Annotated in this window: 21 protein-coding genes, 2 tRNA genes and 1 pseudogene; 19 read left to right on the plus strand and 5 right to left on the minus strand. The window is 43.2% G+C overall.

Going from position 1 to position 25,096, the window contains the following annotated elements; translation table 11 throughout:
• Positions 1 to 139: 139 nt before the first annotated feature.
• The 6 genes and pseudogenes from ACUN2T_RS22200 to ACUN2T_RS22225 all read left to right on the plus strand — a co-directional run bounded on the left by ACUN2T_RS22200 (position 140) and on the right by ACUN2T_RS22225 (position 8,588).
• Positions 140 to 424 (plus strand): 4-hydroxyphenylacetate 3-hydroxylase C-terminal domain-containing protein, encoded by a 285-nt coding sequence (locus ACUN2T_RS22200; protein WP_445495076.1) that lies wholly within the window; start codon positions 140 to 142, stop codon positions 422 to 424.
• A 390-nt stretch (positions 425 to 814) separates the two neighbouring features.
• Positions 815 to 2,383 carry an alpha/beta hydrolase-fold protein gene (locus ACUN2T_RS22205; RefSeq protein WP_445495077.1) on the plus strand — a complete coding sequence of 523 codons (1,569 nt, stop codon included), beginning with the start codon at positions 815 to 817 and terminating at the stop codon, positions 2,381 to 2,383.
• A gap of 99 nt (positions 2,384 to 2,482) precedes the next feature.
• Complete coding sequence (phoA, locus tag ACUN2T_RS22210; RefSeq protein WP_445495078.1) at positions 2,483 to 3,925, plus strand: alkaline phosphatase; 1,443 nt, start codon at positions 2,483 to 2,485, stop codon at positions 3,923 to 3,925.
• Between the two features lie 155 nt (positions 3,926 to 4,080).
• Positions 4,081 to 4,872, plus strand: coding sequence for an AttM family quorum-quenching N-acyl homoserine lactonase (attM, locus tag ACUN2T_RS22215; protein ID WP_445495079.1), 792 nt, complete (start codon positions 4,081 to 4,083; stop codon positions 4,870 to 4,872).
• Between the two features lie 606 nt (positions 4,873 to 5,478).
• A pseudogene (locus ACUN2T_RS22220) lies at positions 5,479 to 6,989 on the plus strand (tryptophan halogenase family protein).
• A 939-nt stretch (positions 6,990 to 7,928) separates the two neighbouring features.
• Positions 7,929 to 8,588: a pentapeptide repeat-containing protein gene (locus tag ACUN2T_RS22225; RefSeq protein ID WP_445495080.1), complete on the plus strand. Its 660-nt coding sequence runs from the start codon at positions 7,929 to 7,931 to the stop codon at positions 8,586 to 8,588.
• A gap of 119 nt (positions 8,589 to 8,707) precedes the next feature.
• Here the strand turns inward: ACUN2T_RS22225 and ACUN2T_RS22230 are convergent.
• A protein-coding gene (locus ACUN2T_RS22230; RefSeq protein ID WP_445497779.1) for an IS5 family transposase occupies positions 8,708 to 9,549 on the minus strand; the annotation gives its coding sequence in 2 pieces (ribosomal slippage) (positions 8,708 to 9,207 and positions 9,207 to 9,549; 843 coding nt in all).
• 30 nt (positions 9,550 to 9,579) lie between these two features.
• Between ACUN2T_RS22230 and ACUN2T_RS22235 the strand changes: the two genes are divergently transcribed.
• Complete coding sequence (locus ACUN2T_RS22235; RefSeq protein ID WP_445495081.1) at positions 9,580 to 10,242, plus strand: aspartate/glutamate racemase family protein; 663 nt, start codon at positions 9,580 to 9,582, stop codon at positions 10,240 to 10,242.
• A 112-nt stretch (positions 10,243 to 10,354) separates the two neighbouring features.
• A complete protein-coding gene (locus tag ACUN2T_RS22240) occupies positions 10,355 to 10,621 on the plus strand; it encodes a DUF1435 family protein (RefSeq protein ID WP_445495082.1) in 267 nt (88 codons plus the stop codon).
• Positions 10,622 to 10,678: 57 nt separating this feature from the next.
• On the opposite strand, the gene ACUN2T_RS22245 is transcribed toward ACUN2T_RS22240, so the two are convergent.
• The 3 genes from ACUN2T_RS22245 to rsmC form a co-directional block, all read right to left on the minus strand.
• Positions 10,679 to 10,765: transfer RNA gene (locus ACUN2T_RS22245), tRNA-Leu, on the minus strand.
• Positions 10,766 to 10,813: 48 nt separating this feature from the next.
• Positions 10,814 to 10,900 (minus strand) — tRNA-Leu (locus ACUN2T_RS22250).
• A 172-nt stretch (positions 10,901 to 11,072) separates the two neighbouring features.
• Positions 11,073 to 12,089 (minus strand): 16S rRNA (guanine(1207)-N(2))-methyltransferase RsmC, encoded by a 1,017-nt coding sequence (rsmC, locus tag ACUN2T_RS22255; protein ID WP_445495083.1) that lies wholly within the window; start codon positions 12,087 to 12,089, stop codon positions 11,073 to 11,075.
• Between the two features lie 126 nt (positions 12,090 to 12,215).
• On the opposite strand from rsmC, the gene ACUN2T_RS22260 reads away from it, so the two are divergent.
• The 11 genes from ACUN2T_RS22260 to deoD all read left to right on the plus strand — a co-directional run bounded on the left by ACUN2T_RS22260 (position 12,216) and on the right by deoD (position 23,825).
• Positions 12,216 to 12,629: a DNA polymerase III subunit psi gene (locus ACUN2T_RS22260; RefSeq protein ID WP_445495085.1), complete on the plus strand. Its 414-nt coding sequence runs from the start codon at positions 12,216 to 12,218 to the stop codon at positions 12,627 to 12,629.
• Complete coding sequence (rimI, locus tag ACUN2T_RS22265; protein ID WP_445495086.1) at positions 12,598 to 13,044, plus strand: ribosomal protein S18-alanine N-acetyltransferase; 447 nt, start codon at positions 12,598 to 12,600, stop codon at positions 13,042 to 13,044. The genes ACUN2T_RS22260 and rimI overlap by 32 nt, the downstream gene beginning before the upstream one ends.
• A 156-nt stretch (positions 13,045 to 13,200) precedes the next feature.
• Positions 13,201 to 14,790, plus strand: a complete 1,590-nt coding sequence (prfC, locus tag ACUN2T_RS22270; protein WP_445495088.1) for a peptide chain release factor 3 — start codon at positions 13,201 to 13,203, stop codon at positions 14,788 to 14,790.
• 307 nt (positions 14,791 to 15,097) lie between these two features.
• Positions 15,098 to 15,475 carry a BON domain-containing protein gene (locus tag ACUN2T_RS22275; protein WP_132355812.1) on the plus strand — a complete coding sequence of 126 codons (378 nt, stop codon included), beginning with the start codon at positions 15,098 to 15,100 and terminating at the stop codon, positions 15,473 to 15,475.
• 181 nt (positions 15,476 to 15,656) lie between these two features.
• The gene (locus ACUN2T_RS22280; RefSeq protein ID WP_445495090.1) at positions 15,657 to 16,721 is read left to right on the plus strand and encodes a patatin-like phospholipase family protein; all 1,065 of its coding nucleotides are present in this window, start codon (positions 15,657 to 15,659) and stop codon (positions 16,719 to 16,721) included.
• Between the two features lie 4 nt (positions 16,722 to 16,725).
• On the plus strand, positions 16,726 to 17,499 hold the full coding sequence (locus ACUN2T_RS22285) for a TatD family hydrolase (protein WP_445495092.1): 774 nt from the start codon (positions 16,726 to 16,728) through the stop codon (positions 17,497 to 17,499).
• Between the two features lie 301 nt (positions 17,500 to 17,800).
• Positions 17,801 to 19,066: a NupC/NupG family nucleoside CNT transporter gene (locus tag ACUN2T_RS22290; RefSeq protein ID WP_445497957.1), complete on the plus strand. Its 1,266-nt coding sequence runs from the start codon at positions 17,801 to 17,803 to the stop codon at positions 19,064 to 19,066.
• A 494-nt stretch (positions 19,067 to 19,560) separates the two neighbouring features.
• Positions 19,561 to 20,340 (plus strand): deoxyribose-phosphate aldolase, encoded by a 780-nt coding sequence (deoC, locus tag ACUN2T_RS22295; RefSeq protein WP_445495094.1) that lies wholly within the window; start codon positions 19,561 to 19,563, stop codon positions 20,338 to 20,340.
• A gap of 76 nt (positions 20,341 to 20,416) precedes the next feature.
• On the plus strand, positions 20,417 to 21,739 hold the full coding sequence (gene deoA / locus ACUN2T_RS22300) for a thymidine phosphorylase (protein ID WP_445495096.1): 1,323 nt from the start codon (positions 20,417 to 20,419) through the stop codon (positions 21,737 to 21,739).
• Positions 21,740 to 21,809: 70 nt separating this feature from the next.
• Complete coding sequence (deoB, locus tag ACUN2T_RS22305) at positions 21,810 to 23,033, plus strand: phosphopentomutase (protein WP_445495098.1); 1,224 nt, start codon at positions 21,810 to 21,812, stop codon at positions 23,031 to 23,033.
• Between the two features lie 75 nt (positions 23,034 to 23,108).
• Positions 23,109 to 23,825, plus strand: a complete 717-nt coding sequence (gene deoD / locus ACUN2T_RS22310) for a purine-nucleoside phosphorylase (RefSeq protein WP_021324638.1) — start codon at positions 23,109 to 23,111, stop codon at positions 23,823 to 23,825.
• Positions 23,826 to 23,920: 95 nt separating this feature from the next.
• On the opposite strand, the gene ACUN2T_RS22315 is transcribed toward deoD, so the two are convergent.
• A complete protein-coding gene (locus ACUN2T_RS22315; protein ID WP_445495100.1) occupies positions 23,921 to 25,075 on the minus strand; it encodes a trans-sulfuration enzyme family protein in 1,155 nt (384 codons plus the stop codon).
• Between the last annotated feature and the right edge of the window lie 21 nt (positions 25,076 to 25,096).

Raw genomic sequence — 25,096 nt, forward strand, 5'->3', positions numbered from 1 at the left:
TATCATCTGGATAACGTCGTTAAAGATATATTTAATTATGAATATTCCCAATCAATTACAGTTATATGCTTGCTAGGTCGTTGTTCAGTCAATTTATCCCAAAGTTATAGAAAACATCAGAAAACGCTCTGGAGGTGGTGTGAATATGTTACCGTCAAGTTATGTTGACTTCACAAACCCAGAGATCCGTTGTTTAATAGAAAAAACGCAATATTCAACCTTACTGGAACCCATTGACCGAATAAAGTTGCTGAAATTAGTCTGGGATGCCGTTGGCCCTGAATTTGCCTCACGTCATATTCAATATGAAATGTTCTATTCTGGAGCCCATTTTGTTGCTCTGTCTCGTCTTTATGGACGATATGACTGGAATTTAGCTAAGAGTATGAACAAAGAGATTTTGGATTCCATTTCGGTTAATTAAATTTTGAAGTTGATAATCATACTGTTTGACTAAGTTTAATTTAGTGAGTAGTTAAACAATTTTATCTTTGTTACATTTTCAGAGGCGGAATAAAGTATATTCCGTTTCTTTATTGTAAATAAATTACTTAATATTTTAATGTGCAGAGATTCACAGAGTTATATCAATGCATTGAATCCTTTCTATTTTCGACCATAAATTATTTTATCCTGTTAGGGAATAATTTCTCTGAAATGTTTTTGCACATTTATCTCTGTATAGAAAAATTAACACACAATTTATTCTATTGGTAATAGTAATTGTTATTATTATTAAATAACAATTTGATGCATGATTTGTCGCGGAGAAATGGTTTAATGTTTTTAACTGAAAATTAATAAAGAGAAAAGAATGAAAATAAAGATAGTGATATGTGCTCTTATGGCTTCTTTCAATGTATTTGCATCTCAGTGTCACCAAATAAAATTCCAGCAAGATCAACAAGAAATAACGGGGAGTTTCGATTCTCAGGGAATGGCTTGTATTGAATTTAAAATTCAGGCTGAACATTATGTGCGCGGATCGGGACTGGGTATAGAGAAATTGGTGGTTCAGAAGGGTAATCAACAACATATTCGTACGCTTTTTTCCGATAATCCGGCGGATGCCCGGCAGTCAATTGGATTTACCGTTCCTCAGGCAGAAAAATACCGATTGGTGGCCACGGGGAAGGCTGGTGCGCCGTGGCAACTCACATTGTCATTTCCACGTTATATTCCTTGGGATAATGATTACGGACAGCAACCAGAAAGCCCGCGCCTGAAACAACTCCAGGCTGAAGTAGCAAAAGGGAAAGGAACTCATGCTTTCTGGCAGGAAATGGCCCGTCATGGTACGCCACTGATTGAAAATGATGATGGTAAAGACAAGCGGGTAACTTTCTTGTGGCGTGGGGCAAAAGCGAATGCTTTTATTCTTGGTGCACCGAGTAACGATCATGATCCTATGTCACATCTGGCAGGGACTGATGTCTGGTTTCGCAGCTATATCGTTCCGTCAGATACCTTGATGCAATATAAATTGGCACCGGATTTGCCGCAGTTAGTAGGCACTGTTGACGAGCAACGTAGAGCGATTCTGGTGACAGCTCAGGCTGATCCGTTGAATAAAAATGTAGTGCCAGCGGTGTCAGAAGATGTATTCAATCATGATTCATTGTTGGCGTTAAGACCAACTCTGTGTGATATAGAGCGATTCAAGCAATTGCCTTTTCATGGTGATGTTAAGGTTCATCAGTTTCAGAGTAGAATTCTGGGCAATAGTCGGGAAATTGCGATTTATCAACCGGTTATCCCGATGAAACAGCCTGCCATGTTGGTGCTGTTTGACGGGAATATTTACCGTAAGCAGTATCATATCGATAGATTTTTTGATTCTCTGATTGAAGAAGGAAAAATTCCACCAATGTATGTGGTGTTTGTCGATAGCTTGGATAGCGTACGCCGGGGTCAGGAATTGCCACCCAACCCTGATTTTGCTGAATTTATGGCTAGCGAGCTGATGCCGTGGTTGGCTGCTCAGGGGATTGAAGCGCTGGTGGAACGTACCATCATTTCAGGTTCCAGCTATGGTGGACTGGCATCTTCATGGGTTGCATTTAATCACCCTGAGTTGTTCGGTAATGTCCTTAGTATGTCGGGTTCATATTGGTGGGCACCTCAGGGAGAAGAGCCTGAATGGCTGATCCGTGAGTTTGCTAAAGCAGAGAAAAAACCGCTTCGTTTCTATTTACAGGCGGGTTTGTTTGAAGTCAACCGGGGTGAACTGGAAGGTATTCTGCATAATAACCGTCGCATGAAAAAAACGTTATTGCAGAAGGGTTATCCGGTTGAATCCAGTGAAGTCTCCAGTGGTCACAATTATGTCTCATGGTGTGAGACGCTTTATCATGGAACACAGTCGTTGGTAGCAAAATGGTAAATTGGATCTATTTTCTTCACATAATTGTCACATAGTTTATTTAGTATCTTTTTGTCTGATGATGATTTTTACTTCAATTGATTTTCTCAAGGAAATCCTATGTCTCAAAAATATACGAAAAGTTTGGTTGCAGCGATGATATCGGCCTTAATTTCAAGTGCCAGTTTGCCTGTATTGGCAGCGGGTGAGCCGGGGGCTAATCAAATTATGGCGGAAGGTCGGGCAGTAAAAGGTAATATTACGGAATTTGGTGGTGCTCGCCGTATGAGTCACAATCAAGTTGAGGCATTAAAAGCGGCAATTAATAACAATAAAGCCAAGAATGTTATTTTGTTTATTGGTGATGGTATGGGGGATTCTGAAATTACTATCGCCCGTAACTATGCAGAAGGCGCAGGTGGATTTTTCAAAGGGATTGATGCCTTGCCATTCACGGGTCAATATACTCACTATTCTCTTGATAAAAAGACTCGGAAACCCAACTATGTGACTGACTCAGCCGCTTCTGCCACGGCCTGGGCTTCCGGTATAAAAACCTATAATGGCGCATTGGGTGTTGATGTTTTTGGTAAAGATCATCAAACCTTGCTTGAGTTGGCAAAAATGAATGGCAAAGCGACAGGTAATGTAACAACGGCAGCAGTTCAAGATGCAACACCGGCGGCACTTTATGCACATGTGACCAGCCGTAAGTGTTATGGCCCAAAAGAGACAACTGAAAAATGCCCGACTAATGCACTGGAAAAGGGTGGACTCGGTTCCATCACCGAGCAACTGTTGGTGGCCCGTGCTGATCTAACATTGGGCGGAGGTGCCAAGATTTTCGCCCAGAAATCGGTTGCTGGTGCTGGAAAGGGTAAAACGTTGGAAGAGCAGGCACGGGAACAAGGTTATCAGTTGGTAAGCGATGTTAACTCTTTGAATTCAATTACTGAGGCAAACCAGAAAAAACCGTTGTTGGGTCTGTTCCATGAAAAAAATATGGATATTGCCTGGGAAGGGCCTAAAGCGGTTTATCACGGTAATATTGATAACCCGCCGGTGAGTTGTAAGGTGAACTCCAAACGGAATCCTGATGCGCCAACGTTGGCGCAGATGACGGAGAAAGCCATCGATCTGTTGAAAGAAAATGAGAATGGTTTCTTCCTGCAAGTAGAAAGCGCTTCTATTGATAAGCAGGATCACAAAGCTAATCCTTGTGGGCAGATTGGTGAAACCGTGGTATTGGACCAAGCGGTTCAAGTTGGTCTGAAATATGCGCGTGAACATGGTGATACGTTAGTTATTGTGACCGCTGACCATGCTCATTCCAGCCAGATTATTGAAGCTGATGTGAAATCTCCAGGGTTGACTCAGGCATTATTGACCAAAGACGGTTCAGTGATGGCAGTGAGTTACAGTAATTCTGAGGGGAAAGATCAAGAACATACGGGGACTCAGCTTCGTGTTGCTGCTTACGGACCTCAAGCAGCAAATGTCGTTGGTTTGACTGACCAGACAGACTTGTATTTCACCATACGTGATGCGATGGCGTTGAAGTAATTTTTGCCAGATGATGCGTTGAGTGGTAAAAGTTGAGAGTAAGGTTTTTTTAAAATCCTGCCCGTTAGTCAGATTTTCTGATTAGCGGGTAGACCTGTGTACCAGTATCATAACCTCAAATACCCTACAAATCCGATAAAAAGGTTAACATCATTATGTCAGACATTCGCCTGTATATGCTGCAAACCGGATCCATCAAATGTAAGGTTCACAATATTAAGATGAATCAGGGGAATGGGGCCGATTATGAAATTCCGGTTCCGTTTTTTTTACTCACTCATCCTAAGGGTCATACGCTGATTGACGGCGGTAATGCGGTTGAAATTGCAACTGACCCTGAAGGCTATTGGGGAGCTGTCACAAAAGTCTATCGGCCGGTAATGCGTGAAGATGAAGGCTGTATAGCGCAAGTGAAAAAGTTGGGTATCGATCCCACAGATATCCGCTATGTGGTGCAGTCCCATCTTCATCTCGATCACACTGGTGCAATAGGACGTTTCCCTAATGCGACGCATATTGTACAACGACGTGAATATGAATACGCCTACACGCCTGACTGGTTTGCTGTCGGTGGCTACATTCGTAAAGATTTTGATCGTCCGGGATTGAAGTGGGAATTTCTGGATGGGGAACGCAATGATTTATTTGATGTTTACGGAGATGGCATTCTAAAAACGGTATTTACTCCGGGGCATTCGCCGGGACACCAATCACTGCTGGTCACTCTGCCGAATAGTGGCAGCCTGTTGTTAACGGTTGATGCTGCTTATACTCTTGATCATTGGGAAGAACGTGCATTGCCTGGGTTCCTCACCTCTACCATTGAAACCGTACGTTCGGTGCAAAAACTACGACATTTAGCTGAACGTACGAACGCGATTGTGGTAACGGGACATGATCCGGACGCCTGGCCAACATTTTGTAAAGCGCCGGGATATTACGATTAAGCCGATACAGCCCGCTGAAAAGTGGGTTCATTTGTGTATTCGGCAATGATTCACTCGGTAATTAGATTGCTTAAATGTCCACTTAATATTGATCTGAGCCCTATTCCACGCAGAAATTTACTTAATTCATTTGACTAATTATTTGTGTGATTATTAATCTATTGATAAATAATAGATTAATATTAATTTTTTAACAAATAGTAGATTAATATTAATTTGTTCATAAATAATGGATTAATATTAACTTGTTGAAGAAGATCATTTTTGATTTTAATTTAAAGTGAAGAGGGAAGTGATGATTATTTATAGTGTTATTGTTCCAATAATGATCACAAAATTAACTCAACAAGGTTTACATTTTTGATACGCAGCTGATATTTTTAAATAAAATAAGCGTATAAAAAAGGATTATTCATGTCTAAATAATAAGTTAAAAATTTATGTAAAATCAGAAGCAAATGTGATTATTTTGCTAAATTAATCATGGATATAAGTTCAACTAATTGAATTTATCATTCTTCCGTATGCTTTTATCTGAATATCTTAATAAGTAGAGACAACATGATAAAATCAGTATTAATAGTTGGTGGTGGTACAGCTGGTTGGATGACAGCGGCTTATTTATCGAAAGCATTCGTTCAAAATGTCGATATTACAGTTTTGGAATCGAAGAAAGTAAAAAAATAGGTGTGGGAGAAGCGACATTCAGTACAGTCCGTCATTACTTTGATTACCTTGGTTTAGATGAAAGTGAATGGTTAGCTAAATGTGCAGGAAGTTATAAATTAGGGATTAGATTCGAGAATTGGGATGGTCAAGATAATCATTTCTATCATCCTTTTGAACGTTGGGAAACAGTTAAAGGCTTTCCCATTTCTGAATGGTGGTTAAGAAAAAGTACGACAAACCAAGGTTTTGATTATGCGACTTTTTTGACACCTCACCTTTGTGAGGCTAAACGATCTCCTAGAAGACTAGATGGTTCGCTTTTCGCTCAATCTTCTGATAAATCGTTTGGTCAATCAACATTAGCAGAACAGCGGGCTCAGTTCCCATATGCCTATCATTTTGATGCGGACGAAGTTGCGAATTTTCTCAAACGTTATGCAATGAATCGAGGTGTTAGCCATATAGAAGATGATGTTACCCATGTAGAAATTGATGAGAGCGGAAATATTGGGTATTTGGAAACAAAAATACGTGGAAAACTTAAGGCTGATCTCTATATTGATTGTACCGGATTCAAAGGATTGTTAATTAATCAAGCATTGAATGAACCATTTATTAGTTTCTCTGATGTATTGAAAAACAACCGCGCAGTAGCATTACGAGTACCCAGAGAGGATACTCGTGATATTGAACCGTATACAACTGCTCGTACTATGTCTAATGGATGGCGTTGGACAATTCCTTTATATAAAAGAAATGGTTACGGGTATGTATATTGTGATGAATATCAAAGCCCTGAAGAAGCTGAAGTTGAACTAAGAAGATCAATTCCATATGAAAACGTAGATTGTGCGGCAAATCATATTAGAATGAGAATTGGTCGTAGCAACCGTTCTTGGGTGAAGAATTGTGTCGCTATTGGATTATCAAGCGCATTTGTTGAACCTTTAGAATCAACGGGTATTTTTTTCATTCAACATGGAATTGAACAACTCGTTAGATTTTTTCCAAGAAGTAGCAGTAATGAATCACTAATTGAAGAATATAATACACGAGTTAATCGCGTCGTTGATGGTGTTAAAGAGTTTCTGTTGCTTCATTTTTCGCTAGCACAGCGTAATGATACTTTATACTGGAAAAAATGGAAAAATATTGAATTACCTAAAGAGCTATTAAAAAAAATAATGTTAGCTAAGGATCACTTATTGGATAAAGAGACTATCTATCCTTTCTATCACGGCTTTGAAGAATATTCGTGGAATACAATGATCTTAGGGTTGGGTTCAGGGCCATTAACTAGTAAACCTGCATTATCATTAATGATCCCTGATAAAGCGGATGAAATATTATTACAACATTATGTTAAAGCAAGACAAATGGTAAGTGGCTTACCAACATGCCATGAATATTTGCAATATCTACATAATTCAGAAGGTAAAAATGGATAATAGATAAAAAAACTGGCGCCTAGTTGTATTAAGCAAGTGTAAAAGCTTGCTGAAAAAGGATCTTAATTGAAATTAAGCTTAATTATCCAGATAACCTACATAATACTAAAAAGTCATTAATAAATTCTTTATACGGTATTTAGATTATCGGTAATCTAAGGGCGGTAGCTTACCAAGAGAAAGGCAAAGTGTCAGATGAGTTCTCATTAGTTATATAGCCCAATGTGTTTAGCGTACTTCACAGTGTGTCTGATCGTTTTTGGCAATCTATTCATCCTTGCTGGGTTGGCCGCGTATTGGTCTGGGTATCATAAGTTCGATTTTTTAGGACTTTTTTATTTTACGGTGAGTTGATTTACTTACACCAGTTTGGTACTAAAGATAGTATCAGGAGAATGGTGGTGAGCTGTGGTGTTTATGAGTTCCTTCAATTTATTCAATACAGCCCTATCAAATTGATGTCTATACCCTATAGATTTCAAGATGCTTCGCGACGGCAAGGGAGTGAATCCCCGGGAGCATAGCGAACTATGTGACCGGGGTGAGCGAGTGCAGCCAACAAAGAGGCAACTTGAAAGATAACGGGTATATATAAATAATTGAGAAGGGTGATAAGGTAATGGATATGGGGTTGAGTGTTTCATTGAAAAATCATTTATCAAAACTTGCTTTTGTCATGCAGTTTATGGCTTGGAGAGCGTATTAGTTAGTATGAATCATCGAATTTGAGAAATCTTAATATGTTTGAATATACGTTGGATATTTCAGAAAAAACCGGTGTCATTGAAGGTAGAAAATTTAATAAGTTGGATTGGAGTAATGAGTAAATAACTCTTCATAATTCTGCTACACATGGACTTTCTCAACCCATTGTTATACATAGAATTATAAGTGGTATAAGATGTAGCACTATTTTGGAAACTTATTTACCAACCGGACTTGATATTTAAAAACTGTGTTATCACTGATTCAAAATTTTCAAGTGCATATTTAAAGGGTTTGCAGTTAAAAAATTGTCAAATATTTAACTGCGACTTTAGTGAAACAAATATTTCAAATGGCGAATTTGAGAATACATTATTTTATAATAAAGAGAGTCAAAAAGGTTGTGATTTTCATAGTGCAAAATTGTGTCATTCGAAATTTGTTTGTTGTGACATTTCAACAAGTAATTTTTATCGTTCTGAGTTATTCGATATAACAATAGATAGATGTCAGGCTCAGGGGTGTAGTTTTGAACTTGCTGACTTTACGAAAATAGTCAGTCGAAAAGTGATATTCAGTTCAGCAACATTAATAAAATCAAATTTTAAGTATTCAGACTTTGAAGGGGCATATCTTGAAAAGTGCGATTTGTCAGGAAGCAATTTAGTTTCAGTCGTATTATCAGGAGCAAACCTTGAAGGTGCAAACCTAACCAATACCATTTTTTCTCCATCACAACATGATGGGATGTCAATATTTAAAGCTGATTTGAGAAATGCGGAAATTTCTAACATAGATGTGAGAACATTAGATTTTTCTGGAGTTGAAATATTTGAGTGGCAAATGATCCCTCTGATGGAAGAGATGGGGTTTATCATTCACCCAGATAATTAAAATAAATACACTATATAAAGTAATCAAAATAATACTGCTTGGGATAGAGGAAATGGCACTCTTTCCCAATCTATTGTGCTGGAGATTATCTTGATTATTAAATTGTTAGGCTGCGTCCCTTAATTATTTAACCGCCTGTAAAAGAGTCGAATACAGCCTAATTTCACCATGGACAAATAGTGTCGGGCGGTTTTTTCGTAACGGGTTGCAATACGCCGATTTCCTTTCAGAAAACCGAAACAGCGTTCGACAACATTGCGGTTACGATAAGCCGGTTCATCAAATTGCGTACGACCATCAGAACAGCCTTTTTCATTGATTTTATAAGGAATTACGCTCTTGATCTTCAATTTACGCAGATAACCGCGAAGCTTTCTACTCGAGTCCCCTTTGTCTGCCAGCACCGCTTTGCCGCGCCGTTTCAGGAAACCATTTTTGCGTTGTATACCAATGCCGTCGAGCAAAGGGATGGCGGATTGACTTTCATGAGCTTGCCCAGCGGTCAACATCAGGTTGAGGGGAAAACCCTTTCCGTCGGTTGCCAGGTGGATTTTGGTGCCATAACCACCGCGTGAGCGACCCAGCGCATGATCGTCAGTGATATCGGGATGTTTTTTTTCGCGCCTGCCGCATCTTTACTCGCGCGAATATTGCTGCCATCCAGGCAAATTTCAGCCCAGTCAATCGAGCCTTTTTCATCCAGAATGGACAGTAACCGATTAAATATCTTGTTGATAATGCCCGATTTTGACCAGCGATTAAATCGGTTATAGACCGTTTTCCAAGAACCATAGCGTTCAGGTAAATCACGCCACGGTGCCCCAGAGCACAAGACCCAGAACATTCCATTCATCACACGGCGGTGTTCAACATGTGGACGTCCTGCCCGCTCTGAATGGACCGGAGGTAAACAAGGTTCTATCACTACCCATGCGTCATCAGGAATGTCGTAACGTGCCATCATCTTTTTCCCATATTGAAAACAGTTTAGATGATAGTACTATCAATTTACATTAAGGGACACAGCCTAGATTTTGGTTCACCTTCGATCGAGTCCCGTTACGATGAAATGTGTTCAACCCCTGATATTGTCAGCAAAATCGTCGAGTCTGAAAAGGAAGGATATGATGGCGTCTTCGTTAGCTGTGTAAGCGATCCAGCTATTTCTGTTGCAAGAGAGCTGGTTGATATTCCTATCGTTGGTGGATTTGAGCCTGCTGCGTTAAGTGCTGGAATGATTTCGAAGCGTTGGGGAATTATTACAATTACCCAGTCTTGTGCATGTTTGATTAGGGACCTTGCGACTCTGGCTGGTATTCACCAGCAGTTGGCCTGTATTCGTAGTATTAATCAACCTATTGACGAATTGCACCAAGTACCAGGAAAGCTAGAAGAGGTGCTACTTGCTCAAATTAAAAAGATGGTGAGTGAAGACCGTGTAACAGCCATCGTCTTAGGTTGTACCGGGATGATGGGAATGGCGAAGTATCTGTCCAGAGAAATGGAGACAGTAGGAATGCCAATCCAAGTAATTGACCCTTCAGCCGCCGCATTGGGCTGTCTACAAATGATGATAAGAGCTGGTCTTACGCATAGCCGATTGGAGTACCCAAAGTTGAATTTAAGGGAAAGCGTGATTAGTTGTATTAAGTGATCTTGTCTGCCATGCTGAGTAATCCCCTTATCTCATGATTGCAACTGGCTTGTACTTCACACTTTTTCATATATGATATTGGTAATCATTATCATTTAGGTTGGTGCAAGTTATGATCAGGGTTAAAGAGAGAGAAAGATCGCTTTTCTGGCAGGGTATCACCAGTTTGTGGGGAGTGGGTGTATCCAGTCTGGCCGGAATGCTATTCGTCATCGTCGAGCCTGGGGTTGAGCAGCTTAAAATTGGGGTTGTCGTCGCGATGTTGTTGACTTTATTCATGTTGCTGAACCAGAAGTCACGCCATTTTCTGTTAATACCATCGGGGTTTGCTGTGTTGTGTGTCTTATTAGCTGGAGCACACCGGTTTGGCTGTTTTTGATGCTTTGTTGAAGAAAAAACAGGGGCGAAGGAAGATTGATACGGAAAATGAACAGATTGGTGCGAAAGGAGGGACTTGAACCCTCACGTCCGTAAGGACACTAACACCTGAAGCTAGCGCGTCTACCAATTCCGCCACCCTCGCAGGTACTGTCATTTATTGTTGCCGAATTTAATCAGCGGTTGTCTGATTTGGTGCGAAGGGGGGGACTTGAACCCCCACGTCCGAAAGGACACTAACACCTGAAGCTAGCGCGTCTACCAATTCCGCCACCCTCGCAAATTCAGACACTATCAGCGAGTTGCTTGATAGCATGGGGGCGAATTCTAGAGGTTTTGCAGCTTGCGTCAATCATTATTTATTACGGCGTTGTATGATTGCCGTAAAAATCATCACTCTTTACGATTTTGTTAAAACAGCCTGTCCGTGGGCTACGGACAGGCTGAACAACTCAGAATTTTTTCGTTGCTTGATAAACTTTAAATTTACCTGTCTGAGCAATGACTTCATGATTGCCAAACGTTTTATCCAGTAAATCGGGATAAGGCAGGAAAGCGTTGGCGACAATCCGTAGTTTGCCTCTAGGTTTAAGGTAGTTAGGCGCTTGGCGGATCAGGTCATCCGCTGCTTGTAAGTTGGTTCTTAGCCCGTCATGGAAGGGGGGATTGGAGATAATCCAGTTGAATTTATCTTCAATGTTGGAATAAACGTTACTGACAACAACATGACCTTCCAGTTTATTGGCCTTTAACGTCGCTTTGCTGGACGCGATAGCCGCTGCATTGACATCACTGAGAGTCAGCGCTAACTCAGGGTTTTTCTTACCCAGTACGGCGGCCAGAACACCGGCACCACATGCGACATCCAGTAAGTTGCCCGAGAGAGGTTTGTCGAAAGTGGAGAGGAGTAAACGGCTACCAACATCCAGCTCATCCTGACTGAATACACCTGGTAAAGTATTCACGGTGACGTTTTCCACCTGATAACTGTTCCACCAATTTTCCTGATCAAACAGCACTTCATGTTCCAGCCGGCCATAGAACAAGCTGCAACGGCGGGCACTGTCGATTTTCCGGAAAGTTGCCAGGCCTTCCATCAGTTTGTCTACACTGCGCACTCCGCTACGATTTTCGCCGACAATGAAAATATCAATATCTTTCGGCAGAACAGAAAACAGGCTACGTAACTGAAAGCGAGCTTCTTGCTTACTTTTAGGCCAATAGTAGATTAGGGTGTCACAACTTTGGGTAAATCCCTTTTCTGCTACCAGCCCGAACAAGGCATTATCGCCCAGAGTACGGATCAGTGATTGCCAGTGATGATACTGGCTAGTGTGTACTCGCACACTGGCAGCATCAATTTGGGTTGCCAGTGTGTCCTGGATATCACCGGCGAAAAGCAGGTGATGAGAGCCAAATTGCTCATGGTGACGCAAAATAACTTCACTGGCGGGGGTTAACGCAGACATTTGTCTATAGCTCCTTTATGTTCTATGCCAAATATTAGGGACGGATAAATCTAAAGCCCAATATTGGCGCGGATAGTGGCCTCTGATAACATGTTACTGATTATTTTTTACAGCAGGTGAATAAATATGGTAACCCGGCGCGACAGGTTATTAGCTCTATTGGGGATTACCCAATGGGGCTTGCGTAACCCGGCGGTTTTGCAAGGTGAGTTAGCTGTTCACTTACCCGATACCACCCGTCTGCTGATTATTACTAATGACCAAATTGATTTAACTAATTCATTATTAATAGATATTTTCACAGCTATGGGGCTGGATAAATCCTCTGTTTACTGCATTACATCGGATAATATTGCGATGTTACCGGAACAGGTTAAGTGTCCATGTTGGCTGTTGGGGGTGGATATTACACTATCATGGCAGGGAATTTCTTTGAGAAGCCCTGCATTAAATGATTTATATTGTGACGGGAAGGCAAAACGTTCCCTTTGGCAGCAGATTTCGCAACATGAACAACATTTCTCTCTTAACTCCCGCTGATCTCCCGTCCGCTTTTCTGGTTGAGAAAGCCAGTCATGCGTTCCCGTGGAGTGAAAAAACATTTTTCAGTAATCAGGGCGAGCGGTATCTGAATTATAAAATAGTGATTAATGAACAGCTTATTGGTTTTGCTGTAACCCAATTGATATTAGATGAAGCAACTTTGTTTAATATTGCGATTCATCCCGACTATCAAGGTCAAGGCTACGGTAAAGCGTTATTGGAATATTTAATAGCAATTTTGCCTGGAAAGGGGATTAATACTTTATGGCTTGAAGTCAGACAATCGAATTGCTCTGCTATTAGATTGTATGAACAGTCAGGATTCAATCAAGTGACTGTCCGTAGGAATTACTATCCTGCTGCGACAGGTAAAGAAGATGCTATCATCATGGCGTTGCCGTTGTTTGCCTAATAAGTGCGATAAAATTGATTGATTGTTTATAGCACCAATTTCAGCGAAAATGAGCGCCAATTTTTCATTCACCCACGGGTTTGGCAGCTGTTTTCCTTGCGGGGAAGCGTCTAATGTTGAGTACAAGCCCGTTTACAAAGCAGAAGATTGTTATTGATGTCAAATTCCCCTTTTCAGCAGGAAGTCGCTAAACGGCGAACTTTTGCGATCATTTCTCACCCTGACGCAGGGAAAACAACTATTACTGAAAAAGTGTTGCTGTTCGGACAGGCGATTCAAAAAGCTGGTACGGTAAAAGGCCGTGGTTCAAATCAGCACGCCAAATCTGACTGGATGGAAATGGAAAAGCAACGCGGTATCTCCATTACCACGTCTGTGATGCAGTTTCCTTACAGTGATTGTCTGGTTAACCTGCTTGATACACCGGGGCATGAAGACTTCTCCGAAGATACTTACCGTACATTGACGGCTGTTGACTGTTGTTTGATGGTCATTGATGCCGCTAAAGGGGTTGAAGATCGTACACGTAAACTGATGGAAGTGACCCGTCTGCGCGATACTCCAATTCTGACGTTCATGAACAAGCTTGATCGCGATATCCGTGATCCAATGGAACTGATGGATGAAGTGGAAAATGAGTTGAATATCGCTTGTTCCCCAATCACCTGGCCGATTGGCTGTGGTAAATATTTCAAAGGGGTTTATCACCTCTATCTTGATGAAACTTATCTGTATCAGACCGGAAAGGGTCATACTATTCAGGAAGTTCGCGCTATCAAGGGGCTGAATAACCCTGAACTGGATATGGCGATTGGTGAAGATTTGGCTGAACAATTGCGTCAGGAACTGGAACTGGTTCAGGGGGCTTCCCATGAATTTGATCATCAAGCATTTTTGCAAGGTGAACTGACACCGGTATTTTTCGGTACCGCGTTGGGTAACTTTGGTGTTAACCATATGCTGGATGGTTTGGTTAAATGGGCACCCGTGCCGATGCCTCGTCAGACCGATGCGCGCGAAGTCTCCGCTCAGGAAGATAAATTCACTGGGTTTATCTTTAAGATCCAGGCCAATATGGACCCTAAACACCGTGACCGCGTGGCTTTCATGCGTGTGGTGTCAGGTAAATATGAAAAAGGCATGAAGCTGCGTCAGGTAAGAACGAAGAAAGATGTGGTGATTTCTGATGCGCTGACCTTTATGGCGGGTGATCGCTCTCATGTGGATCATGCCTATCCAGGAGATATTATCGGTCTGCATAACCACGGCACAATCCAGATTGGTGATACCTTTACTCAAGGGGAAGATCTGAAATTTACCGGTATTCCTAACTTTGCTCCGGAATTATTCCGTCGTATCCGCTTGCGCGATCCCCTGAAACAGAAGCAGCTACTGAAAGGATTGGTCCAACTCTCTGAGGAAGGCGCGGTACAGGTATTCCGTCCATTGGCAAATAACGATTTGATTGTGGGAGCGGTAGGTATTCTACAGTTTGATGTCGTTGTTGCCCGTTTAAAAAGTGAATACAACGTTGAAGCCTTATATGAACCAGTAAACGTTTCAACAGCTCGTTGGGTTGAGTGCCATGACGCGAAAAAACTGGAAGAGTTTAAGCGTAAGAATGAGCAAAACCTGGCGCTCGATGGGGGTGATAATCTGACCTATATTGCACCCACTATGGTTAACCTGAATCTTACCAGTGAACGATATCCTGACGTCAATTTCCGTAAGACACGGGAACATTAATATTTTATAAGGCTAACAATAGGTTAGCCTTTTTCTTTACAAAAATATATATAACACAAGAATAATTTATAATTTTAGGCGGTAAGATTCGTCTTATTTTATAGCGCTTTGCTTAATTTTCCTGTTATTATTTCTTTGTCTTTCGCTGTATTGATGTTTTTATTCTCCAATTTAACTTAGCTATTGGAGGTGATAACCTATTTTAAATTCTAATGCGGATTGTGATTCTGTTTAGATGACTTTATACAAAGACAGTTTGCATGGCTTTATAGATTCAGAAATCTAACCGACAAAAGGAAGGTATAAGATGAAGAATGTTAAATTGACTCACTCATTGATGGCTGTTGTTTTGGGGACAGCCTTGGTCAGCGGTAGTGTACTGGCGGAAGAGTCTTTTAAAAATAAAGCGACACAAGCACTTGACAGTGCTGGTCAGAAAATCGATGACTCCATGAAAAGCGTTGATGGTTACATGGATGATAGTGCTATCACAGCGAAGATCAAAAGTGAGTTGTTGGCGGAAAAAGGTATCAACAGTACCGGCATCGCGGTAAAAACAGAAAAAGGCGTTGTTTATATTTCTGGTTTTGTGAAAAGTGAGCAGCAATCCAGAAAAGTGTTGGATGTTATCTCTAAAGTGAAAGGGGTCAAATCTATTCAAAACGGTCTGACCATAAAAAAATAATATGTTTTTCTAATTTGGTGGTTGTTTTCCATTCAAATAATTTTGTTTTGTACTAATCGGATATGTGCCCTCACCAGGGGTTTTTATCAAAATATTGACTACGTAGCACCATAATATAATGACGGATAATAACTTCTCAAGTTATGCTCTCTATCCGTCATTTATTTTCTTGGGGAACTGTGTGGGGAAACGTATACCGATAACTTTGGGAAATATTGATCTATTATCCCATAAATATAAATCGCATATTAAATCTGGAAAAGTTGCACTTGTTTGTGAGGGTGGGGGGCAGCGTGGCATTTTTACTGCGGGTGTACTGGATGAATTTATGCGTGTTGAATTTAACCCGTTTGATCTATTGCTTGGTACTTCGGCGGGTGCTCAGAACCTTTCGGCCTATATTTGTGGGCAGCGTGGATATGCCCGTCGGGCTATTACCCGTTATACAACCAGACCTGATTTCTTTAACCCCCTGCGTTTTGTTCGTGGTGGTCATTTAGTTGATTTAGACTGGTTTTTGCAGACCGTTTTTCAGGAACTTCCATTGGATATCCCCGCCGCTTTACGCAAGTTTGACGCCGGGTGTGAATTTTATATGTGCGCGTGTCGTTCAGATAATTTTGAACCAACCTATTTTCATCCGGATGGGAAGAATTGGCTGGAGGTGATTAAGGCATCAAGTGCTATTCCTGGGCTTTATCGCAATGGTGTGACGATTGATGATGTCGTTTATTATGATGGTGGTATCAGTGATGCCATTCCAGTGGAAGAGGCGTATCGCCGTGGTGCTGATACGATAGTGGTGATCCGCACTGTTCCTTCGCAGCTCTATTACACGCCTGATTGGATGAAACGGATGGAACGCTGGTTGGGGGATAGTAGCCTGCAAAAGATGGTACGGATGTTACAGCAACATGCGAAAAGTTATTACCGCACACAGAAATTTATTGAGAATCCACCTGATGATGTACAGATCTTTGAAATCTATCCGCCTGCGCCATTAACTGCCAGTGCATTAGGCAGTCGTTTGCCGGCACTGAATAAGGATTATCATCTTGGGCGTCGTTGCGGTCGCTATTTCCTAGCGACGGTTGGTCATGCATTTGTTGGTGATAAATTTGGTATGGCGGAGCGTAAAGATTATTGTTTGAGCCGCAATATCTTACGTCGGAGTGAAGAAAATAGCGTTTTGGTTCAATCGCCAACTGCATTGGCAGGATCCCCGGAACAGATGAATAACGGATAGTTTCATGTTTATTGATACCCACTGCCATTTTGATTTTCCCCCGTTTCGTGATGACGAACAGCAGAGTTTGCAACGGGCGGCACAGGGTGGTGTGGATAAAATTATTGTTCCCGCTGTGAGTGGGAAAAATCTGCAACGGGTATCTGAACTGGCTCGCGTTTATCCGGAGATTTATGCGGCGCTGGGTTTGCATCCTCTTTATATCAATGAACATCAGGAATCACACCTTGCTGATCTGGAGCGATTACTGAAACAGAAAAATGAAAAGCGGGTGGCTGTTGGAGAGATTGGGCTCGATCTCTATATGGTTGAACCTCAGTTTGAAAAACAGAAACAATTGCTGCGCGCTCAATTGCGGCTGGCAAAACAGTGTGAATTACCCGTCATACTTCATTCCAGAAAAAGCCATGATCAACTGGCTGCGATCCTGAGAAGAATCGACCTTCCCCGTACCGGCGTGGTACATGGATTCGCGGGTAGTTTATCTCAGGCAGAGGCTTTTATCCGTTTGGGATATTACATTGGGATAGGGGGAACCATGACTTATGCAAGAGCACAGAAAACCCGTCGTGCAGTTGCTGAACTTCCTTTAACTTCTCTTGTGCTGGAAACAGACGCACCGGATATGCCACTTTTCGGGTTTCAGGGAGAACCTAACCGACCGGAAAGAATCACCGGGGTTTTTGCTTCGTTATGTGAGCTTCGCCGTGAATCTGCTGACGAAATCGCTGTTCAGCTTTATAGTAACAGTGTTGAGTTATTTAGGTTGAATAAATGAGTGGTATATCATAAAACTTTAACTGGGCTTACCTGATAATCATCTCTTAATTGTTTGTTATTTTGCCGTCATGACGGTTAGATTATCTTATTGCAGATTATTTCTGCAATTTTGTGTGACTTGCATCACATTTATCGTTTTTCCATTGCTTTTTTCGGTGGGTATTTGTGATGTAGATAGCTTGTTCATTCCGATGACTGAGTATAATCAGCGCCGAAACAGTGTCAGTGAATATTGACATTCTCACTGACATATTTAATTTATTATTAAGTGAACAGGGATTCTTCCAATGCAACTCTTTATGAGCCTGGTCGGGATGGTAGTGCTGATCTTGATCGCAGTACTTTTTTCCAGTAACTATCGCGCTATTAAACTTCGTACCGTCCTTGGTGCTTTTTTGATTCAGATCGCTACCGGCGCTTTTGTACTTTATGTTCCCGCAGGCAAGATAATATTAATGGGTATGTCTGAGGGAGTTTCCAGTGTTATCCAGTATGGTCAGCAAGGAATGGATTTTATTTTTGGTGGATTAGTTTCCCCCAAAATGTTTGAACTGTTTGGTGGTGGTGGTTTTGTTTTCGCCTTGCGTGTACTGCCTATTATCGTTTTCTTCTCTTCACTGATTGCTGTTTTGTACTACATCGGTGTTATGCAGCTTGTTATCAAAGTATTGGGTGGTGGCCTGCAAAAAGTTCTCGGAACTTCACGTACCGAATCTTTGTCAGCAACAGCGAATATTTTCGTGGGTCAAACTGAAGCACCACTGGTTGTTCGCCCTTATATTGCCACTATGACCCAGTCTGAACTGTTTGCGGTTATGTGTGGTGGTCTGGCTTCTGTCGCGGGTTCTGTATTGGCCGGTTATGCATCAATGGGCGTACCGTTGGAATATCTGATTGCGGCTTCCTTTATGGCGGCCCCAGGTGGCCTGTTATTCGCTAAATTGATGGTACCTGAAACTGAAAAGTCGCAAGACACTGTTGATGCGATGTCACTGGTCGCTGAATCGGAACGCCCTGCTAACATTATCGATGCAGCCGCTTCTGGTGCCGCTGCTGGTATGCAATTAGCGCTGAACGTCGGTGCAATGTTATTGGCGTTTGTTGCCCTGATTGCGTTAGTGAACGGTATTCTTGGTGGCGTTGGTGCGTGGTGGAATTACCCACAACTTTCCCTTGAATTGGTGCTGGGCTGGATTTGTGCGCCTATTGCGTATCTGATTGGTGTTCCATGGAATGAAGCCACAGTTGCCGGTTCTTTTATCGGTCAAAAACTGGTTGTGAACGAATTCGTTGCCTTTATGAACTTCGGCCCATATTTGCAACCGGATGATGTGGTTGCGGCTGCGGGTTTACAGGTTCTGTCAGGTCACACCAAAGCCATCATCTCCTTTGCGCTGTGTGGCTTTGCTAACCTTTCTTCTGTCGCTATCCTGCTGGGTGGTTTGGGCGGTATGGCGCCAAGTCGTCGTGGGGACGTCGCTCGCCTGGGGATGAAAGCAGTCATAGCAGGTACATTATCCAACCTGATGAGTGCAACCATTGCCGGTTTCTTCTTGGCACTGTGACTTAGTTGCAATATGCAGGTGGGATAATCCCGCCTGCAATCCATTTTTCTTCCAATTAACCTATTGATGAAAGACAGCGCCTGCCATACCCTTTGTTTGGCAGTGAGTTATATTTTTTATCGTGTACTATTTGATGGTAGGAAGATTCGATTGGCAGATAAACCGAATAGCATGCTAGTTTAATGTGATTTATGTCGCATATAAAATTGTTATCTTGCAAATTACATTGTATTAATGTGATATTTGGCGCGATTTTTTAAGCGTTTAAATGTTCAAATAATAGTATGCCAATATTTTATGGATAAAGGCGAGGCTCACATTAAGGACCATAAGCTGAAAAGAGCATAGTGCGGTGAAAAGGAGTTCAACTGTCGCTGTGGGCATCCCACCGCGACATCTTCAAGGAACCAAGTCCGCTCGCCAACAAACAATCGTTTAAAAAAATGTGTGGTTCCGGCGTGAAGCCGGCCGCGATAATAACGTTGGAGAGTTTTATGACCGATTTAACCGCAGCAGCGCAGCGTGCGCTGGGTTTGATGGATTTAACGACACTTAATGATAATGATACAGATGACAAAGTGACGTCACTTTGTCATCAGGCGAAAAGCTCGGTGGGTAACACGGCGGCTGTCTGTATTTACCCTCGTTTTATTCCTCTAGCGCGTAAAGTATTGCGTGAACAGGGCACCCCTGAAATCCGTATTGCAACAGTGACAAACTTCCCACACGGTAATGATGATATTGAGATCGCTGTAGCTGAAACCCGTGCGGCAATTGCTTATGGTGCTGATGATGTTGACGTGGTTTTCCCATACCGCGCATTGATGGCCGGTAATGAACAAATTGGTTTTGATCTGGTTAAAGCGTGTCAGGAAGCCTGCGCGGAAGCCGGTGTTCTGCTAAAAGTCATTATCGAAACAGGTGAACTGAAAGAAGCATCTCTGATCCGTAAGGCGGCTGAAATTTCAATTAAAGCAGGTGCCGATTTTATCAAAACGTCCACCGGCAAAGTACCCGTTAACGCCACACTGGCAAGTGCTGAAATTATGATTAAGGTTATTCATGAGATGGGGGTGGGTGAAACCGTTGGTTTCAAACCGGCGGGGGGGGTGCGTACCGCTGAAGAAGCAGCACAATATCTGGCATTGGCTGATCGCATTATGGGTGATAAATGGGTTGATGCCCGTCATTTCCGTTTTGGTGCTTCCAGCTTGTTGGGAAGTTTGCTGAACACTCTGGGTCATCAGGGGCAAAAACAAAGCAGCAATTACTGATAATCATACACCGTACCTGCTGGTGCGTAATAATAGCTGAATCTTTCCTGATTTTAATCATGATGAGGAGAATGCTTTGTTTCTGGCACAGGAAATTATCCGTAAAAAACGTGATGGATATCCACTGAGTGAAGAAGAGATCCGCTTCTTCATCAATGGCGTGCGTGACAATACCGTTTCAGAAGGGCAGATTGCTGCGCTGGCGATGGCTATCTACTTCCACGATATGAGAGTGGAAGAGCGAGTGGCTCTGACTCTGGCTATGCGTGATTCCGGTACGGTGTTGAACTGGCAAAGCCTGAATCTGAATGGCCCGGTTGTGGATAAACATTCAACCGGCGGTGTCGGTGATGTCACATCCCTGATGCTTGGCCCAATGGTGGCGGCTTGTGGTGGTTATATTCCGATGATCTCCGGCCGTGGTCTGGGCCATACCGGTGGTACGCTGGACAAACTGGAAGCGATCCCAGGGTTTGATATTTTTCCTGATGACAGACGCTTCCGTAACATTATTCAGGATGTTGGCGTAGCGATTATCGGCCAGACCCATTCGCTGGCACCGGCAGACAAACGCTTCTATGCAACTCGGGATATTACCGCGACGGTGGATTCTATCCCCTTGATCACTGCGTCTATCCTTGGCAAAAAACTGGCTGAAGGTTTGGATGCATTGGTGATGGATGTCAAAGTTGGTTCTGGTGCGTTTATGCCGACGTATAAAGCATCGGAGCAACTGGCGGAATCTATTGTTAGCGCAGCTAACGGCGCGGGTTGTAAAACGACTGCGCTGTTGACAGATATGAATCAGGTTCTGGCGTCCAGTGCGGGTAACGCACTTGAAGTTCGTGAAGCCGTTCGCTTTCTGACGGGGGAATATCGCAATCCACGTTTATTCGAAGTTACAATGGCACTGTGTGTTGAAATGTTGGTATCCGGTAATCTGGCAACAGACCGTGAAGATGCCCGCAATAAACTCCAGTCTGTATTAAATAACGGTAAAGCCGCAGAAATCTTTGGTCGCATGGTCGCTGCACAAAAAGGCCCGGTTGATTTCGTTGAGCGGTATGACCGTTATTTGCCAACCGCTGTTTTCAGCCAGCCTGTATTGGCTGGACAGCATGGATTTATCACAGATATGGATACCCGCGCTTTGGGCATGTCTGTGGTTTCCCTTGGTGGGGGACGTCGTAAGGCAGCAGATCTTATAGATTACAGTGTAGGGCTGAGTAATATCGTTGCTCTGGGTTCAGAAGTGAATGCCGATACCCCCTTAGCTATTATTCATGCCAACAATGAAAACGAATGGCAGGAAGCGGCGGAGGCAGTACGTAAAGCTATCGTTCTGGGCGTGGAAGCCAAACCAGCCACACCAATGGTTTATCGCCAAATCAGCGAGTAATAACCATACTTATTATTAAATAACGGTGGCATTTCCGCATTGTTAGCGTGACTTGACGCAGGAGAAAATTATGAAACGTACATTCATCATGGTATTGGATTCTTTTGGCATTGGCGCCAGTGAAGATGCCGAAAAATTTGGTGATAAAGGATCTAACACCTTGGGACACATTGCAGAAGTCTGTGCCCGTGGTGATGCTGATGTTGGCCGTAAAGGGCCTCTGAACTTGCCGAACTTAAGCCGTTTAGGTTTGGGTAAAGCGGCGGCGGCGTCTTGTGGAACTTTCCCTGTAGGTCTGGATAAAGATGCAGACATTATCGGAGCTTACGCTTATGCCAGCGAACTCTCTTCTGGTAAAGACACACCATCAGGTCATTGGGAAATTGCCGGTGTACCGGTTCTGTTTGACTGGGGTTACTTCAAAGATGAAGAAAACAGCTTCCCACAAGAATTGTTGGATAAACTGGTAGCGCGTGCAAACCTGCCGGGTTATCTGGGTAACTGCCACTCTTCCGGTACAGTCATTCTGGATAAACTGGGTGAAGAGCATATGGAAACCGGCAAACCGATTTTCTATACCTCTGCTGACTCGGTATTCCAGATTGCTTGCCACGAAGAGACTTTTGGCTTGGATCGCCTGTACGAACTGTGCGAAATCGCTCGTGAAGAGCTGACTAACGGTGATTATAATATCGGTCGCGTTATTGCCCGCCCATTTGTTGGTGAGAAAGCCGGTCATTTCCAGCGTACCGGTAATCGTCATGATCTGGCGGTAGAGCCACCGGCTCCAACTATATTGAAAAAATTGGTTGATGAGAAAAATGGCGAAGTCGTTTCTATCGGCAAGATCGCGGATATTTACGCAAATGTCGGTATCACGCAAAAAGTGAAAGCGACCGGTATTGATGCACTGTTTGACGCAACTCTGGTTGAGATGGAAAAAGCGGGTGACAACACCATCGTCTTCACTAACTTTGTCGATTTCGACTCTGCTTACGGACATCGCCGTGACGTTCCGGGTTATGCTGCTGCATTGGAGCTGTTTGACCGCCGTTTGCCTGAAATGCTGAAATGGGTGAAAGAGGATGACATCCTGATCCTGACCGCAGACCACGGTTGTGACCCAACATGGCCTGGTACTGACCATACTCGTGAGCACATTCCGGTTCTGATTTATGGGCCAAAAGTGAAACCCGGCTCACTGGGTCACCGTGAAACTTTTGCTGATATTGGACAGACAGTCGCTAAATATTTTGAACTGTCGCCAATGGAATACGGTAAACCCATGTTCTAATCCTGATTACTGGCTGCTTGTGGGCAGCCAAATACCACCAAAATAACCAGTAAATAAGAAACAAGGAATTTAATTATGGCCACTCCCCATATTAATGCCGAGATGGGCGATTTTGCAGATGTTGTTCTGATGCCTGGCGATCCATTACGTGCAAAATACATTGCTGAAACTTTTCTGGAAAATGTTCGGCAGGTAAATAATGTTCGCGGCATGTTGGGTTTCACCGGGACTTATAAAGGCCGCCCGATTTCTGTGATGGGACACGGTATGGGTATCCCATCCTGCTCTATCTATGCGAAAGAACTGATTGCTGATTTTGGCGTTAAAGTCCTTATCCGTGTGGGTTCCTGTGGTTCGGTACGTCACGACATTAAATTGCGTGATGTGGTTATTGGCATGGGTGCATGTACTGACTCCAAAGTTAACCGCATACGTTTTAAAGATCATGACTTTGCCGCGATTGCTGATTTCGATCTGGTCCGTAATGCAGTTGATGCCGCTAAAGCAAAAAACATTAAAGCGCATGTAGGCAACATCTTCTCTATTGAACTGTTCTATACACCTGATACACAAATGTACGATGTAATGGAAAAGTACGGTATTTTGGGTGTAGAAATGGAAGCGGCGGGTATTTACAGTGTTGCGGCTGAATATGGCGCAAAAGCACTGACTATCTGTACCGTTTCTGATCACATTCGTACCGGTGAACACGTTATTGCAGAAGAACGTCAGACAACATTCAATGAAATGATTGAAATCGCGCTGGAATCTGTGCTGTTGGGCGATAAATAACTCCTGCTCTTTATTTTCAGTTGCATAATAAAGAACGGTTTTCAGCTAATGCCAGTCAATTCAGCGATTGACTGGCATTACTCTTTTTCTCTCTTTTATTGAGCTGCTTTTTCTAATGCCTGAGCCAAATCTGCGATGAGATCCTCTGCATCTTCTATACCCACTGAAATCCGCACTAACTGTGGTGTAATCCCGGAAGCAAGACGCTTCTCTAACGGAATAGACGCGTGAGTCATACTAAATGGCTGGCCTATCAAGCTTTCCACACCGCCCAGACTTTCCGCCAGTGTAAATAATTTCAGCTCCTGAATCAGCCGACGGGCATAATCATCATCACCCTTTAAATGAACAGAAATCATACCGCCAAAACCCTTCATCTGGCGCTTTGCCAGCTCATGTTGCGGATGGGAAAGGAGACCGGGATAAAAAACAGTTTCGATCTGCGGTTGTTGCGCCAGCCAGTGTGCGATCTTTCCCGCACTGTCGATGTGACGCTGCATACGCAGAGCAAGCGTACGCATTCCGCGTAGTACCAGGAAACTGCTAAATGGATCGAGCACGCCACCCACCGAGTTTTGCAGAAAACCGAGTTTTTCTGCCAGGTCTGCATCTTTGCCGACGACAGCCAGCCCTGCGATGACATCGGAATGACCATTAAGATACTTAGTCGCTGAGTGCACCACGATATCAAATCCCAGATCAAGCGGGCGCTGGATATACGGGGAGGCGAAAGTATTATCTGCCACGCTGATGATACCGTGTCGTTGTGCTATTTGCGCGATAGCCGCCAGATCGGCCAGTTTCAGCAGTGGGTTAGTGGGTGTCTCCACCCAGATCATTTTTGTCTCGGGACGAATTGCGGCTTCAAGGCCCGCAATGTCATGCGCTTCAACATAAGTGACACGTAAGCCGGCGCTACGGCTACGTACTTTTTCTAGCAGCCGATAGGTACCACCGTACAGATCATCTACAGCCACCAAATGGCTGTCTTTATCCAGCAGCTCCAGCACCGTGGAACTGGCAGCCAGACCTGAACTGAACGCATATCCCCGGCTGCCGTTTTCCAGTTCGGCTATAGCGCTTTCCAGCGCATCGCGCGTCGGATTGCCACTGCGGGAATATTCATAACCAGTGTGCTGGCCGGGAGCTGACTGGGCATAAGTTGAAGTTGCATAAATCGCCGGCATTACTGCGCCGGTGTGATCGGGTGTATAGCCGGCGTGAACAGTTTTGGTATCAAACGTGGTCATAGAATTATTCCTGCAAAAAGA

It is taken from the genome of Photorhabdus machadonis (assembly GCF_052657765.1).